At 51.3% G+C, this 13,909-nt stretch carries 13 protein-coding genes; 8 read left to right on the forward strand and 5 right to left on the reverse strand.

Features of this window, described 5'->3' with window-relative positions:
* Positions 1 to 42 precede the first annotated feature (42 nt).
* Positions 43 to 1,368 (reverse strand): 6-phospho-alpha-glucosidase, encoded by a 1,326-nt coding sequence (locus AC1MKH_RS25595; RefSeq protein ID WP_057107713.1) that lies wholly within the window; start codon positions 1,366 to 1,368, stop codon positions 43 to 45.
* 171 nt (positions 1,369 to 1,539) lie between these two features.
* Between AC1MKH_RS25595 and AC1MKH_RS25600 the strand changes: the two genes are divergently transcribed.
* The 4 genes from AC1MKH_RS25600 (at position 1,540) to AC1MKH_RS25615 (ending at position 4,774) form a co-directional block, all read left to right on the forward strand.
* A complete protein-coding gene (locus AC1MKH_RS25600) occupies positions 1,540 to 2,259 on the forward strand; it encodes a GntR family transcriptional regulator (protein ID WP_064760475.1) in 720 nt (239 codons plus the stop codon).
* A 116-nt stretch (positions 2,260 to 2,375) separates the two neighbouring features.
* Entirely contained in the window at positions 2,376 to 2,684 is a 309-nt protein-coding gene (locus tag AC1MKH_RS25605) for a PACE efflux transporter (RefSeq protein WP_327622022.1), read from the forward strand.
* A 45-nt stretch (positions 2,685 to 2,729) separates the two neighbouring features.
* On the forward strand, positions 2,730 to 3,710 hold the full coding sequence (locus tag AC1MKH_RS25610) for an IS5-like element IS5 family transposase (RefSeq protein WP_000019402.1): 981 nt from the start codon (positions 2,730 to 2,732) through the stop codon (positions 3,708 to 3,710).
* 266 nt (positions 3,711 to 3,976) lie between these two features.
* Positions 3,977 to 4,774, forward strand: coding sequence for a (S)-acetoin forming diacetyl reductase (locus tag AC1MKH_RS25615; protein WP_040113342.1), 798 nt, complete (start codon positions 3,977 to 3,979; stop codon positions 4,772 to 4,774).
* 261 nt (positions 4,775 to 5,035) lie between these two features.
* Here the strand turns inward: AC1MKH_RS25615 and AC1MKH_RS25620 are convergent, their stop codons facing one another.
* Both AC1MKH_RS25620 and AC1MKH_RS25625 read right to left on the reverse strand, forming a co-directional pair.
* The gene (locus AC1MKH_RS25620) at positions 5,036 to 5,548 is read right to left on the reverse strand and encodes an IS5 family transposase (protein WP_370664169.1); all 513 of its coding nucleotides are present in this window, start codon (positions 5,546 to 5,548) and stop codon (positions 5,036 to 5,038) included.
* A complete protein-coding gene (locus AC1MKH_RS25625) occupies positions 5,518 to 8,415 on the reverse strand; it encodes a Tn3-like element Tn5403 family transposase (RefSeq protein WP_023307208.1) in 2,898 nt (965 codons plus the stop codon). The genes AC1MKH_RS25620 and AC1MKH_RS25625 overlap by 31 nt, the downstream gene beginning before the upstream one ends.
* Before the next feature lie 72 nt (positions 8,416 to 8,487).
* Between AC1MKH_RS25625 and AC1MKH_RS25630 the strand changes: the two genes are divergently transcribed.
* Together AC1MKH_RS25630 and AC1MKH_RS25635 are read left to right on the forward strand one after the other, a co-directional pair.
* Entirely contained in the window at positions 8,488 to 9,192 is a 705-nt protein-coding gene (locus AC1MKH_RS25630) for an IS6-like element IS26 family transposase (RefSeq protein WP_001067855.1), read from the forward strand.
* An 86-nt stretch (positions 9,193 to 9,278) separates the two neighbouring features.
* Complete coding sequence (locus tag AC1MKH_RS25635) at positions 9,279 to 9,491, forward strand: hypothetical protein (protein WP_008786559.1); 213 nt, start codon at positions 9,279 to 9,281, stop codon at positions 9,489 to 9,491.
* A gap of 172 nt (positions 9,492 to 9,663) precedes the next feature.
* Here AC1MKH_RS25635 and AC1MKH_RS25640 read toward each other — a convergent pair whose 3' ends face one another.
* Complete coding sequence (locus tag AC1MKH_RS25640) at positions 9,664 to 9,900, reverse strand: hypothetical protein (protein ID WP_113990385.1); 237 nt, start codon at positions 9,898 to 9,900, stop codon at positions 9,664 to 9,666.
* Between AC1MKH_RS25640 and hha the strand changes: the two genes are divergently transcribed.
* Positions 9,852 to 10,061: a hemolysin expression modulator Hha gene (gene hha, locus AC1MKH_RS25645; protein WP_008786560.1), complete on the forward strand. Its 210-nt coding sequence runs from the start codon at positions 9,852 to 9,854 to the stop codon at positions 10,059 to 10,061. The two genes, AC1MKH_RS25640 and hha, sit on opposite strands and share 49 nt — an antisense overlap.
* A 97-nt stretch (positions 10,062 to 10,158) precedes the next feature.
* Here the strand turns inward: hha and AC1MKH_RS25650 are convergent.
* Positions 10,159 to 10,856, reverse strand: a protein-coding gene (locus tag AC1MKH_RS25650; protein WP_249825473.1) for an IS1 family transposase whose coding sequence is annotated in 2 segments (ribosomal slippage) — positions 10,159 to 10,607 and positions 10,607 to 10,856 — 699 coding nt in all. Because the reading frame shifts where the segments join, the coding sequence is not laid out codon by codon here.
* A gap of 328 nt (positions 10,857 to 11,184) precedes the next feature.
* Between AC1MKH_RS25650 and malT the strand changes: the two genes are divergently transcribed.
* The gene (gene malT / locus AC1MKH_RS25655; RefSeq protein ID WP_008786562.1) at positions 11,185 to 13,890 is read left to right on the forward strand and encodes an HTH-type transcriptional regulator MalT; all 2,706 of its coding nucleotides are present in this window, start codon (positions 11,185 to 11,187) and stop codon (positions 13,888 to 13,890) included.
* Positions 13,891 to 13,909: the final 19 nt, after the last annotated feature.

The raw sequence follows: 13,909 nt of genomic DNA on the forward strand, positions 1-13,909 counted from the left end.
TCCCAGATTTTGGCCCCAGATGGTCTCTGGGGCATCATATTATTAATGAAATTGAGGTAGATAGTCGCCGTTAACACGTAAAAGCTCATCGACGATTTGTTGCGCTTTTGGCACATCCACAACGGTTCGGTTGAGCGTGAGCGCATTGACCAGTGTTTGTCGATCCCCGCTAAACCATGCATCCACGACCAGCTTTTCGTAGCCGAGTTGGCCTTCGATCAGTGCTTTTTGGAACGTAGGGATGGTTCCGACCGCAAAGCGTTTCGGGCCGTCATTGGTTAACGCGGCCGGCACTTCCACCATGGCATCATTCTGAATATTTGGGATCGCGCCATCATTCGGTACGATAACCAGATACGTCTCGCCACGGTTATAGGCCAAGGAGGCCGCTACACGCACCATATAGCGCCCATGGATGTCTGCATGAAGATGTTCATTAGCGGTAGTGCCCGCGGCAATGATGCGTTCATTCAGGCTAAACACTCGCTTTTCTCGTCCATTGATTACTTGGCGCGCACGCGTGTTAGCAATATCTTCTTTTTCTACCATTTTTTCCGGATACAAGTAGTACTGCAGATAAGTATTGGGTAAGTACTCAGGATTGTCTTTCAGCATGGTCTGCATGTTTTTAAACGTTGCCTGCCATGAAGGGTCATCAGCAATTTCTGGGTCAACAGCACTGATCCCCTCTTCCAAAATGATGCGTTTAAGCTCAGCGGTAAGGTCGACCCCTTCTCGGTTTCGTACCTTGGTAAACCACCCAAAGTGGTTCAGTCCAAAGTATTCCGGCACCAAATCCCAGATCTCGCAACCGAGTAATTGTGCATAACTCACCATAATGGCGGCAGGCATATCGCAGATGTTTAGAATGCGGTTGTCATGAGGAAATTCGCGCTGCAAGGCTTCAGCCACAATGGCTGCTGGGTTTGTATAGTTTAAAATCCAGGCATCCGGGGCGAAGTGACGAATGTCATTCACGAGAGTAATCATGTCACCTATCGAGCGTAGCCCATACGCCATGCCACCCGCGCCGCACGTTTCTTGTCCCACACAACCGTAAAACAATGGGATCTGCTCATCAAGCTCCCGCATGGCAAGGCCACCAGTGCGGATCTGAATAAAGAAGAAATCTGCATCTGAGAATGCCGTTTCTTTATCCGTGGTATAAACAAACTCTTCGACCTCAGGATAAGCCTCGCGCAGCAAGATCTCCGTCGCTTTGGCATTCGAGGCTTGTCTTTGTTCATCAATATCATAGAAGGTGATTTTGCTGAGCGGAAATGCCTCTTTTTCAGCAATCAAGCTATTGATCATCCCCAGTGTATAGGTGCTTCCACCCCCGACGATAGTGAGCTTTTGTGGTTTCATCATCGTGTCTCCTCTTAATATGTATCTTTAATGTATTACATAGGTGATACTTTAAATATACACAAAGGCTCATTTATTGATCGAAAACACAATGGGAATCTATTTATGTACTTTAAATGTATTATCGATCACAGTTTGTTATGATGGGGCTTGCAGCCAAAAGGAGCCGACATGTTGAAACCTCGCTACATGCAAATAGCCGATTTACTCACTGAGCAGATTAAAGATGGAACCCTGACACCAGGCGCGATGATGCCAACTGAGGCCGAGCTACAAGCCACCTATGACGTCAGCCGAGTCACGATACGTAAGGCGATGAAGGTGTTGGTTGATAACGATCTGCTCTACCGCGTCAGAGGTAGTGGCAGTTACGTAAAAGCCCCTAAAGCACAGCACAACGCCTTTCAACTGATGGGATTTATCGAAGAAGTCTCAGCACAAGGCAAAACGCCAAGCTCAAAGGTGATCGCATTTGAAACGTCACCTTGCAGCCACACCATTGCCAGTAAATTAAACGTGGAGGAAGGGACGTTGATTTATGAAATCCAACGTCTTCGTTTGATTGATGGCGAGCCAGAAATCCTTGAGTGCACCTACCTGCCGGTGGCTATGTTTACCGATCTCAGTATCGAAGTGATGCAAACATCGAAATACGATTATATCGAGCGACATAAGGGGATGCAGATCGCGAAAAGTCGCCAATGTGTCTGGCCAGATAGCACCTCCACCTCACTCGCCGCGCTCCTCAACACCCGTGAAAATTCGCCCATATTAAGGGTCGAATCAGTCAGTGAGCTTGTCGATGGGACACCGTTTGAATATACAGTGAACTACTTCCGCTTATATCAGTACAGCTTTGAATTCATCGCTCACCGCCAAACACCACAATGATCTGTTTCCTCGAGACGTCTCGGTTGCGTTGTTGAGTATGAGGTGTAGTCTGACCGGGTTACCTTATTTCGACGGGATATCTGATGTGAACAAAAGCAGATAGATGACGCCACGCTATCGGTTTTGAACTAACGGGCTTAATCTTGGTGGTCTTGGGGCTCAATTGGATCCTTGGAGCATGCATCGGCCATCTTGGGATCATGGGCGCGATTTTTTCTGTGCTTGCCACCCTTTGGAATTATGTCTACAACATTGGCTTTGATAAAGCGATGTTGGCTTGGCGGGGCTCAGTGCTCAAAACCTTACCGCTGCGTCTGCTGCATGCGGTGATCTTTGAAGCCGGTCTGCTGGTTGCGACCATCCCGTTTATTATGTGGTGGCTGTCGATGAGCTTTTGGCAAGGGAAGGTGCGAACAAGTCCCTGATATGAGATCATGTTTGTCATCTGGAGCCATGGAACAGGGTTCATCATGAGTCATCAACTTACCTTCGCCGACAGTGAATTCAGCAGTAAGCGCCGTCAGACCAGAAAAGAGATTTTCTTGTCCCGCATGGAGCAGATTCTGCCATGGCAAAACATGGTGGAAGTCATCGAGCCGTTTTACCCCAAGGCTGGTAATGGCCGGCGACCTTATCCGCTGGAAACCATGCTACGCATTCACTGCATGCAGCATTGGTACAACCTGAGCGATGGCGCGATGGAAGATGCTCTGTACGAAATCGCCTCCATGCGTCTGTTTGCCCGGTTATCCCTGGATAGCGCCCTGCCGGACCGCACCACCATCATGAATTTCCGCCACCTGCTGGAGCAGCATCAACTGGCCCGCCAATTGTTCAAGACCATCAATCGCTGGCTGGCCGAAGCAGGCGTCATGATGACTCAAGGCACCTTGGTCGATGCCACCATCATTGAGGCACCCAGCTCGACCAAGAACAAAGAGCAGCAACGCGATCCGGAGATGCATCAGACCAAGAAAGGCAATCAGTGGCACTTTGGCATGAAGGCCCACATTGGTGTCGATGCCAAGAGTGGCCTGACCCACAGCCTGGTCACCACCGCGGCCAACGAGCATGACCTCAATCAGCTGGGTAATCTGCTGCATGGAGAGGAGCAATTTGTCTCAGCCGATGCCGGCTACCAAGGGGCGCCACAGCGCGAGGAGCTGGCCGAGGTGGATGTGGACTGGCTGATCGCCGAGCGCCCCGGCAAGGTAAGAACCTTGAAACAGCATCCACGCAAGAACAAAACGGCCATCAACATCGAATACATGAAAGCCAGCATCCGGGCCAAGGTGGAGCACCCATTTCGCATCATCAAGCGACAGTTCGGCTTCGTGAAAGCCAGATACAAGGGGTTGCTGAAAAACGATAACCAACTGGCGATGTTATTCACGCTGGCCAACCTGTTTCGGGCGGACCAAATGATACGTCAGTGGGAGAGATCTCACTAAAAACTGGGGATAACGCCTTAAATGGCGAAGAAACGGTCTAAATAGGCTGATTCAAGGCATTTACGGGAGAAAAAATCGGCTCAAACATGAAGAAATGAAATGACTGAGTCAGCCGAGAAGAATTTCCCCGCTTATTCGCACCTTCCTTAGGTGATATGTTTCTAATCGAAAAAAACTGTGCACTGATAATAAAAGCTAATGTGCATATAGTGATATTGGACTACTATGAATTCGGTATATCTGAAACGAGTTCAAAGAGAGAAACGATGAGTACAGAACATAAAGTAGCTGTTGTTACTGGTGCGGGGCAGGGAATTGGTAAAGCAATCGCTCTCCGTCTGGCGAAAGATGGATTTCGTATCGGTAGTCTGGACTTCAATGGCGAAACGGCACATGAAACGGTGAGGCTTATTGAAGAAATGGGTGGCGAGGCACTGGCAGTAGCTGCGGATGTCGCAGATCGCGAACAAGTTTTTGCAGCAGTGGATAAAGTCGTTGCAAAGTTTGGCCGCCTGGATGTTATGGTTAATAATGCCGGTCTTGGCCCAACGACACCAATTGAGGAAATTACTCCAGAAATTTACCGTAAAGTCTTTGATGTTAACGTAGGAGGTGTGTACTGGGGTATTCAGGCCGCTGTGAAGTACTTTAAGCAGCGTACTCCGGCAAAAACGGGGGACATTATCGGTAAGATAATCAACGCCTCATCGCAGGCAGGCCAAGTGGGTAACCCTGATCTGGCCGTCTACGGCGCTACAAAGTTTGCTGTTCGCGGTATAACTCAGACAGCTGCAAAAGATCTGGCGAAATTTGGGATTACTGTGAACGCGTATTGCCCGGGAATTGTTCGCACCCCTATGATGAATGGTATCGCACAAAAAGTCGCAGATGAAAATGGCCAGTCTCTGGAATGGGGCCTTCAGCAGTGGGCGAAAAATGTTGCCCTCGGACGCATTTCTGAATCAGAGGATGTTGCGGCATGTGTTTCCTATCTGGCCGGTGTGGATTCAGATTATATGACAGGTCAGGCACTCATTATTGATGGTGGGATGGTATTTAACTGATCAGCATCTATACGCCCTGGTTGATTGGAATATCATAGTGTGCTTTTAGAAGCACACTTACTCTTTCGGTCAGTACAGACTTCAGAAACCAGAGGAGTGTTTTTATAAAAGTACACTGACAATTACTGCTCATCCCCAGAACAATCCTCAGCCTCATCGAGCATACTATTCAGAAAACGCCTTTGTTCTTCTGTCAGTTCCAGTGCGGCTTTGTTGAATAAATAAGATTTCTTGCGAACGACCCTGTAGCTGGCTGGATTTTCAGGCAATACGCACGCTTTCTGGCATCCCAGCCTTTGTCATCCTGTTCAACGCACGCACCATGGCCATAGCTTCCGCTACCTGACCATCGTAGTCACGCAGCGTCAGTGAATCTCCCAACAACTGCTTCATTCTGTACATTGCCGTTTCCGCTATCGAGCGACGGTTATATTCCGTTGTCCATTTCCACCGTGCATTGCTTCCGCTCAGCCGCTGATTAGCAACGGCACGGTTGCGGTCTGCGTACTCACCGGGCCAGTAACCTGCTCCTTTTCGGGGAGGAATAAGCGCGCTGATTTTTTTGCGGCGCAGTTCATCGTGACAGAGCCGGGTATCGTAAGCCCCGTCTGCCGCGGCTGCCCTGATTTTTCTGTGAGTCTGCCGGATAAGGCCCGGGAAGGCTTCTGAGTCCGTGACGTTATTCAGCGACAGGTCTGCACAGACAACTTGGGGTCGGTTCCGGCTGAGGGCGAAATGACACCCTAAGCTTTCGGTTCCTTGGGCCAAAGATATTCGCCAGTCAGTAGAATGTGCGCCCAGCCCAATGGGGATATGTGGGGAAGAAATTCAGGGGGAACATCCAACCCTTCGTTCCGCCGCTCCGTGACGGCATGACCAAGATGGACGGTATTCCAGTAAATGATCACCGCAGTCAATAAATTGAGCCCAGCGATTCGGTAGTGCTGCCCCTCTGTCGTGCGATCGCGAATTTCCCCCTGCCTCCCGATACGGAGCGCATTTTTGAGCGCATGGTGGGCCTCTCCCTTGTTAAGACCGATCTGAGCACGCCGCTGCATGTCCGTATCCAGGATCCACTCAATAATGAAAAGGGTCCGTTCAATACGACCAACTTCACGAAGCGCAACTGCAAGGTTGTTTTGTCGTGGGTAAGAAGCGAGCTTGCGCAGGAGTTGGCTGGGCCTGATTTTGCCAGCGGTCATCGTCGCGGCACAACGGAAAATATCAGGCCAGTTCGCAACGATAAGATCCTCCCGGGCTTTTCCACCTACCAACTTGCGTAACTCCCTGGGGGTCGTATCGGGATTAAATACGTACAACCGCTTCGATGGCAGATCCCTGATTCGCAGAACGAGATTGTAGCCGAGCAGGCTACTGGCTCCGAACAAATGGTCGGTGAATCCTGCTGTATCGGCATACTGTTCGCGAACATGGCGACCGACCTCGTTCATCAGTAGTCCATCGAGAATATACGGTGCCTCGCTCACGGTCGCCGGGATCGACTGACAAGCGAATGGCGCGAACTGGTCGCTTACGTGAGTATACGCTTTGAGGCCGGGAACAGAACCATATTTGGCATTGACCATGTTCATGACTTCGCCATGCCGCGCTGTCGGGAAAAACTGACCATCGCTCGATGCTGACGTGCCCATCCCCCAGACGCGTGACATCGGCAGTTTACCCTGCGCGGCCACCACAATTGCCAATGCCTGGTTCATGGCTTCGCTTTCAACATGCCAGCGGGCAAGGCGTGAGAGCTGCCAGTAATCATGCGTGTTTGTAGCTTCCGCCATCTTACGCAGGCCCAGATTGAGCCCTTCAGCGAGCAGGACGTTGAGCAGACCGATCCGGTCGCGACATGGAGCCCCGGTTCTCAGATGGGTAAACGCATCTGTGAAACCAAGGGCTGCATCAACTTCAAGCAGCATGTCGGTAATCCGAACGGACGGCATTCGGCGATACAGATCCAGTATGAGTGCCTCGGCACCATCCGGCACGTCTGCTGTCAACCTGTCGATCCGCAACGTTCCATCTTCTATGCTACCGTGCGGAATAGTGCCGTTACGGGCAGCCCGGGCCAGCCGCTTAAGAGCGATCGTGAGTCGCGCCTTTCTGTCTGCCAGCCAATCCTGTGGGTTGGAAGGCACGGCCAGTTTTGCATTTTCCTGCGCCGCGATCATCGGCACCAGTACCTGCTTGAGGTCACCATAGCGGCGCGAATGAGCGAGCCAGACATCTCCGGAACGAAAAGCATCCCGGAGGTGAAAGAGTACCGCCACTTCCCAAAGACGGGTATCTCCTTTTTCCTGAGCTCGTAAATGACGGTTCCATTTGGAGCTGGGCCGCAGGAAACGCCTTTCTGGCGATGCAACACCTTTCATCTCTCCGATCGACAAAGCTGCTGCTACCAATGGTCCGGCGACCGGCGCGGCTTCGAGCTTCAGACAGCGCAACATGCGGGGCGCATAACGACGAAAGCGATGGTATCCCTGCCCGACATATGCAAGAGGCTCATCGGCTAGCGTGTTGCTGAGTTGAGTCCCTGTCGCTACCAGTTGAGCGAGCCGGTCCCATGCAACCGAACTGGCGACAGCCATCTCCAGCGGGGTTCCGTCACTGCGGGCCTCAAGCAACGAAGCTCCCAGCGCGGTGAAGGTACGGATCGTATCCGTGAGTGTGGCTTTAGAGCCGGAAATTGTTTCGTCATGCTGGCGCTTCGCTTCCCGCCAGGTTTTTCCTACGATCCTGTCATGGGTTTCGACTATGGCATCAGCAATCGCCGCTTCCCACTCCACAACACAGACGGCAAGGATCGCCCAGCGGCGGTCCGAAGTGATGTCACGCAAACCGTCGGTGAAGTAGCGTTCACCCTGCCGACGCAGCCGGGCAATGCGATGGGCAGGTATGCTGGCCAAAGCACTATGATTGATATTCAGGGTACGCAGAAATTCGAGCCTGTCGAGCAAACGGTTAGCAGCAGCCGAGTTGTTACCAACCTCGAAGTTGCGAAGCCAGATGAAACGACTGATATTGCCGGCGAGCATTTCACTCAGAAGTTTGTCCAGGTGATCGCGAACATCCGCTGTTAAATTTTCCGCAATCCGCGTTTCAATCCGCCGCTCAGCGGCGACCAGAGCATCCGCGCACAAGCGCTCGATTGTCGATACTGCGGGCAGAATGGTGGAAGTTTCCCGACACCGCACAATAAAACGATGAGCAAGATCCTCGTTTGATCTGGCATCTTCGGCCTGGCCGAAAGTCCACTCCCGCAGATCACGGGCACCACGGCCCGTGAAGGTCTTGTAGCCGTAAATTTCGCGCAGCGTGTCCATGTGCTGCTGACGGGTTTGGCGCCGTGTGGCATAAGTGAGAAGCGCATCAGCCGGAACTCCAAGCTGAGCACCGACGAAGGAAAGGACTTCACGCGGGATCATCTCACCAGGAGCCAGTGCACGGCCCGGATATCGTAAGGCACAAAGTTGCAGGGCAAAGCCAATCCTGTTTTCCGGTCTGCGGCGCTGCCTAATGTTTTCCAGGTCATCATCGCCCAGCGTGTAGAACTTCAGTAGCGACAGTTCGTCCGTGGGCAGATCGAACAGCGCTGCTCGCTGCCGTTCGGTGAAAATATGGCGTCGTGACATACAAATTCGGGCACTGTTGCAAATAGTCGGTGGTGATAAACTTATCATCCCCTTTTGCTGATGGAGCTGCACATGAACCCATTCAAAGGCCGGCATTTTCAGCGTGACATCATTCTGTGGGCCGTACGCTGGTACTGCAAATACGGCATCAGTTACCGTGAGCTGCAGGAGATGCTGGCTGAACGCGGAGTGAATGTCGATCACTCCACGATTTACCGCTGGGTTCAGCGTTATGCGCCTGAAATGGAAAAACGGCTGCGCTGGTACTGGCGTAACCCTTCCGATCTTTGCCCGTGGCACATGGATGAAACCTACGTGAAGGTCAATGGCCGCTGGGCGTATCTGTACCGGGCCGTCGACAGCCGGGGCCGCACTGTCGATTTTTATCTCTCCTCCCGTCGTAACAGCAAAGCTGCATACCGGTTTCTGGGTAAAATCCTCAACAACGTGAAGAAGTGGCAGATCCCGCGATTCATCAACACGGATAAAGCGCCCGCCTATGGTCGCGCGCTTGCTCTGCTCAAACGCGAAGGCCGGTGCCCGTCTGACGTTGAACACCGACAGATTAAGTACCGGAACAACGTGATTGAATGCGATCATGGCAAACTGAAACGGATAATCGGCGCCACGCTGGGATTTAAATCCATGAAGACGGCTTACGCCACCATCAAAGGTATTGAGGTGATGCGTGCACTACGCAAAGGCCAGGCCTCAGCATTTTATTATGGTGATCCCCTGGGCGAAATGCGCCTGGTAAGCAGAGTTTTTGAAATGTAAGGCCTTTGAATAAGACAAAAGGCTGCCTCATCGCTAACTTTGCAACAGTGCCCATAATACTGACGGGTTAAAGAGGAGTGATAAAGATGAATGGATTCAGAAACAGTTCACGGAACGGTCAGGTCTGGCGCTGGCAGCGTGCCGGAAGCCGGGCCGTTATTCTGGAGGTCAGTGGACGCTGGATGGAAGCGGCAGAAGGATGGCGACGGGCTGCCTGTGTTGCGCCCCGGACAGACTGGCAGCAGTTTGCCCGAAAAAGGGCTGAACACTGCTACCGGCGCTGCCGGGAAAGGGTGTAACGAAAAAGCAGCCTTCATTACTCCAGGAGTCAGAAGGCTGAAAGGAGTTTATGAGATTTGCTTTTTTAATATCCGGTCGGGCAGTATGACCAGTCAGTTCTGAGTAGCACAGGTTTTTTTCCGTGTTAAGTCGTGATTTTATATTTTGCGATTTATTTCACAAAATAAGGTGTTATTCATTGTGTGCTGCAATGTTCAGGATGCCTGAAATACAGGTGCCATTTATCAAATCACCATCAAAGGATATCTTTTTCCCAATACCAAGGTAGCTTAATTTATTTGATGCAGCTTGCCCTATAAGAGGCGTTACCGAAGCCGCAATGATCTCCAAGCATTCATTTGTTCTCAGCGGGAATAAAAATGGCAAAAACAAAACAGGAATGGCTGTATCAGTTACGGCGATGTTCATCAGTCAATACGCTGGAAAAAATTATTCATAAAAACAGAGACAGTTTATCAAACAGTGAACGTGAGTCATTTAATTCAGCAGCAGACCACCGGTTAGCGGAATTAATCACCAGAAAGTTATATGACAGGATACCAAAAGAGATATGGAAATATGTAAGGTAATAATTCAGCAATAATTAATTGCCAGGAGCAGATAAATAATGAAGTTGATTATTTTTATTCTCATTGTTCTGATTATTGCAGCGGTAATGACTCCAACTTATTGATAGTATTTTATGTTCAGATAATGCCCGATGACTTTGTCATGCAGCTCCACCGGTTTTGAGAACGACAGCGACTTCCGTCCCAGCCGTGCCAGGTGCTGCCTCAGATTCAGGTTATGCCGCTCAATTCGCTGCGTATATCGCTTGCTGATTACGTGCAGCTTTCCCTTCAGGCGGGATTCATACAGCGGCCAGCCATCCGTCATCCATATCACCACGTCAAAGGGTGACAGCAGGCTCATAAGACGCCCCAGCGTCGCCATAGTGCGTTCACCGAATACGTGCGCAACAACCGTCTTCCGGAGCCTGTCATACGCGTAAAACAGCCAGCGCTGGCGCGATTTAGCCCCGACATAGCCCCACTGTTCGTCCATTTCCGCGCAGACGATGACGTCACTGCCCGGCTGTATGCGCGAGGTTACCGACTGCGGCCTGAGTTTTTTAAGTGACGTAAAATCGTGTTGAGGCCAACGCCCATAATGCGGGCGGTTGCCCGGCATCCAACGCCATTCATGGCCATATCAATGATTTTCTGGTGCGTACCGGGTTGAGAAGCGGTGTAAGTGAACTGCAGTTGCCATGTTTTACGGCAGTGAGAGCAGAGATAGCGCTGATGTCCGGCGGTGCTTTTGTCGTTACGCACCACCCCGTCAGTAGCTGAACAGGAGGGACAGCTGATAGAAACAGAAGCCACTGGAGCACCTCAAAAACACCATCATACACTAAATCAGTAAGTTGGCAGCATCACCGGCTCTTTCATCAGGAATTGAGAAGACTCCCTTGCTTAAATGAAACTGATGAACATGAGGAAAATACCGTAAAACCCAGTATTCACGCTGCATCAGCGTCGTTATTAGGTGAGTTGTTAATAAACATTTTGAATTGTGACAGAGTGCAAATTCATACACATAAAAAAACGTCATCACTTGCATTAGAAAGGTTTCTGGCCGACCTTATAACCATTAATTACGAAGCGCAAAAAAAATAATATTTCCTCATTTTCCACAGTGAAGTGATTAACTATGCTGATTCCGTCAAAATTAAGTCGTCCGGTTCGACTCGACCATACCGTGGTTCGTGAGCGCCTGCTGGCTAAACTTTCCGGCGCGAACAACTTCCGGCTGGCGCTGATCACAAGTCCTGCGGGCTACGGAAAGACCACGCTCATTTCCCAGTGGGCGGCAGGCAAAAACGATATCGGCTGGTACTCGCTGGATGAAGGTGATAACCAGCAAGAGCGTTTCGCCAGCTATCTCATTGCCGCCGTGCAGCAGGCAACCAACGGCCACTGTGCGATTTGTGAGACGATGGCGCAAAAACGGCAATATGCCAGCCTGACGTCACTCTTCGCCCAGCTTTTCATTGAGCTGGCGGAATGGCATAGCCCACTTTATCTGGTCATCGATGACTACCATCTGATCACTAATCCGGTGATCCACGAGTCAATGCGCTTCTTTATTCGCCATCAACCAGAAAATCTCACCCTGGTGGTGCTGTCACGCAATCTTCCGCAACTGGGCATTGCCAATCTGCGTGTTCGCGACCAACTGCTGGAAATTGGCAGTCAGCAACTGGCGTTTACCCACCAGGAAGCGAAGCAGTTTTTTGATTGCCGCCTGTCATCGCCGATTGAAGCCGCAGAAAGCAGTCGGATTTGCGATGACGTTTCCGGTTGGGCGACTGCGCTACAGTTAATTGCCCTCTCCGCCTGGCAGAATACCCACTCAGCCCATAAGTCGGCACGTCGCCTGGCGGGAATCAATGCCAGTCATCTTTCGGATTATCTGGTCGATGAGGTTTTGGACAACGTCGATCTCGCAACGCGCCATTTTCTGTTGAAAAGCGCCATTTTGCGCTCAATGAACGATGCACTCATCACTCGTGTGACCGGCGAAGAAAACGGGCAAATGCGCCTCGAAGAGATTGAGCGTCAGGGGCTGTTTTTGCAGCGGATGGATGATAGCGGCGAGTGGTTCTGCTATCACCCGCTGTTTGGCAACTTCCTGCGCCAGCGCTGCCAGTGGGAACTGGCGGCTGAGCTGCCGAAAATCCACAGTGCCGCTGCAGAAAGCTGGATGGCCCAGGGATTCCCCAGCGAAGCGATTCATCATGCGCTGGCGGCAGGCGATGCGCTGATGCTGCGCGATATTCTGCTTAATCACGCCTGGAGTTTGTTCAACCACAGCGAACTTTCGCTACTTGAAGAGTCACTTAAAGCCCTGCCATGGGAGAGTTCGCTGGAAAATCCGCAGTTGGTGTTATTACAAGCGTGGCTGATGCAAAGCCAGCATCGCTACGGCGAAGTAAACACCCTGCTGGCTCGTGCTGAACATGAAATCAAGGACATCAGAGAAGGCACCATGCATGCAGAATTTAATGCTCTGCGCGCCCAGGTGGCAATTAACGATGGTAACCCGGATGAAGCTGAACGGCTGGCAAAACTGGCACTGGAAGAACTGCCTCCCGGCTGGTTCTACAGCCGCATTGTAGCAACTTCGGTGTTGGGTGAAGTATTGCACTGCAAAGGGGAACTGACCCGCTCACTGGCGTTAATGCAGCAAACCGAACAGATGGCACGCCAGCACGATGTCTGGCACTACGCTTTGTGGAGTTTAATCCAGCAAAGCGAAATTCTGTTTGCTCAGGGTTTCCTGCAAACCGCGTGGGAAACGCAGGAAAAAGCATTCCAGCTGATCAACGAGCAGCATCTGGAACAGCTGCCAATGCATGAATTTCTGGTACGTATCCGAGCACAACTGTTATGGGCCTGGGCACGGCTGGACGAAGCCGAAGCATCGGCACGCAGCGGGATTGAAGTTTTGTCGTCTTATCAGCCACAGCAACAGCTCCAGTGCCTGGCAATGTTGATTCAATGCTCGCTGGCCCGAGGTGATTTGGATAACGCCCGTAGCCAGTTGAATCGTCTGGAAAACCTGCTGGGAAATGGCAAATATCACAGCGACTGGATCTCTAACGCCAACAAAGTCCGGGTCATTTACTGGCAAATGACCGGCGACAAAGCTGCCGCCGCCAACTGGTTGCGTCACACAGCCAAACCGGAGTTTGCGAATAACCACTTCCTGCAAGGTCAATGGCGCAACATCGCCCGTGCACAAATCTTGCTGGGCGAGTTTGAACCGGCAGAAATTGTTCTTGAAGAACTCAATGAAAACGCCCGCAGTCTGCGGTTAATGAGCGATCTCAACCGTAACCTGTTGCTGCTTAATCAACTATACTGGCAGGCCGGACGCAAAAATGATGCCCAGCGCGTGTTGCTGGAGGCATTAAAACTGGCGAATCGTACCGGATTTATCAGTCACTTTGTCATCGAAGGCGAAGCGATGGCGCAACAGTTACGCCAGCTGATTCAACTCAATACGTTGCCTGAGCTGGAACAGCACCGCGCCCAGCGTATTCTGCGAGAAATCAATCAACATCATCGGCATAAATTCGCCCATTTCGATGAGAATTTCGTTGAACGTCTGCTAAATCATCCAGAAGTGCCAGAACTGATCCGCACCAGCCCGCTGACGCAACGTGAATGGCAGGTCCTGGGGCTGATTTACTCCGGTTACAGCAACGAGCAAATTGCAGGCGAACTGGAGGTGGCAGCGACCACCATCAAGACGCATATCCGCAATCTGTATCAGAAACTCGGCGTGGCCCATCGCCAGGATGCGGTACAACACGCCCAGCAATTGCTGAAGATGATGGGGTACGGAGTGTAAGTTTAGCCGGATAACGCGC

The sequence above is a fragment of the Pseudocitrobacter sp. CD920760 genome (assembly GCF_057782505.1).

Coding starts and splice junctions, on each gene's coding strand:
- AC1MKH_RS25595 (WP_057107713.1), bottom strand. CDS start 1,368: ATGAAACCACAAAAGCTCACTATCGTCGGGGGTGGAAGCACCTATACA.
- AC1MKH_RS25600 (WP_064760475.1), top strand. CDS start 1,540: ATGTTGAAACCTCGCTACATGCAAATAGCCGATTTACTCACTGAGCAG.
- AC1MKH_RS25610 (WP_000019402.1), top strand. CDS start 2,730: ATGAGTCATCAACTTACCTTCGCCGACAGTGAATTCAGCAGTAAGCGC.
- AC1MKH_RS25615 (WP_040113342.1), top strand. CDS start 3,977: ATGAGTACAGAACATAAAGTAGCTGTTGTTACTGGTGCGGGGCAGGGA.
- AC1MKH_RS25625 (WP_023307208.1), bottom strand. CDS start 8,415: ATGTCACGACGCCATATTTTCACCGAACGGCAGCGAGCAGCGCTGTTC.
- AC1MKH_RS25630 (WP_001067855.1), top strand. CDS start 8,488: ATGAACCCATTCAAAGGCCGGCATTTTCAGCGTGACATCATTCTGTGG.
- AC1MKH_RS25635 (WP_008786559.1), top strand. CDS start 9,279: ATGAATGGATTCAGAAACAGTTCACGGAACGGTCAGGTCTGGCGCTGG.
- hha (WP_008786560.1), top strand. CDS start 9,852: ATGGCAAAAACAAAACAGGAATGGCTGTATCAGTTACGGCGATGTTCA.
- AC1MKH_RS25640 (WP_113990385.1), bottom strand. CDS start 9,900: ATGAACATCGCCGTAACTGATACAGCCATTCCTGTTTTGTTTTTGCCA.
- malT (WP_008786562.1), top strand. CDS start 11,185: ATGCTGATTCCGTCAAAATTAAGTCGTCCGGTTCGACTCGACCATACC.